Origin of the sequence: Myxococcus dinghuensis (assembly GCF_024198235.1) — a bacterium.
GTDB lineage: Bacteria > Myxococcota > Myxococcia > Myxococcales > Myxococcaceae > Myxococcus > Myxococcus dinghuensis.
In genome coordinates this window covers 1-1083 of record NZ_JAKCFB010000123.1, presented here as the reverse complement: position 1 = coordinate 1083, position 1083 = coordinate 1, and the positions used below count along the sequence as shown (strand labels likewise).

Annotated in this window: 1 protein-coding gene; it reads left to right on the top strand. The window is 65.9% G+C overall.

The annotated features are described in order from the left end of the window. Position 1: 1 nt before the first annotated feature. Positions 2-1083: elongation factor Tu (gene tuf, locus LZ198_RS42805; RefSeq protein WP_253977939.1), on the top strand; the 1082-nt coding region annotated here is incomplete at its 3' end.

Below are 1083 nucleotides of genomic sequence, written 5' to 3'. Positions count from 1 at the left end.
CATGGCCAAGGAGAAGTTCGAGCGTAACAAGCCCCACGTGAACATCGGCACGATCGGACACGTGGACCACGGCAAGACGTCGCTGACGGCGGCCATCACGAAGGTGCTGGCGAAGACGGGCGGCGCCACGTTCCTGGCGTACGACCAGATCGACAAGGCGCCGGAGGAGCGTGAGCGCGGCATCACGATTTCGACGGCGCACGTGGAGTACCAGACGTCGAACCGGCACTACGCGCACGTCGACTGTCCGGGGCACGCGGACTACGTGAAGAACATGATCACGGGCGCGGCGCAGATGGACGGCGCGATTCTGGTGGTGTCGGCGGCGGACGGCCCGATGCCGCAGACGCGCGAGCACATCCTGCTGGCGCGCCAGGTGGGCGTTCCCTACATCGTGGTGTTCCTGAACAAGGTCGACATGCTGGACGACCCCGAGCTGCGCGAGCTCGTGGAGATGGAAGTCCGCGACCTGCTGAAGAAGTACGACTTCCCGGGCGACACCATCCCCATCATCCCTGGTTCGGCGCTGAAGGCGCTGGAGGGAGACGCGAGCGACATCGGCGAGGGAGCCATCCTGAAGCTGATGGCGGCGGTGGACAGCTACATCCCGACGCCGCAGCGCGCGACGGACAAGCCGTTCCTGATGCCGGTGGAGGACGTGTTCTCCATCGCCGGCCGTGGCACGGTGGCGACCGGTCGCGTGGAGCGCGGCAAGGTGAAGGTGGGCGAGGAGATCGAGGTCGTCGGTCTGCGCCCGACGCAGAAGACGGTGGTGACGGGCGTGGAGATGTTCCGCAAGCTGCTCGACGAGGGCATGGCGGGCGACAACATCGGCGCGCTGGTGCGTGGCCTGAAGCGTGAGGACCTGGAGCGTGGACAGGTGCTGGCGAAGCCGGGCAGCATCACGCCGCACACCAAGTTCAAGGCGCAGATCTACGTGCTGACGAAGGAGGAGGGTGGACGTCACACCCCGTTCTTCAAGGGCTACCGTCCGCAGTTCTACTTCCGCACGACGGACGTGACGGGCACGGTGAAGCTGCCGGAGAACGTCGAGATGGTGATGCCGGGCGACAACATCGCGAT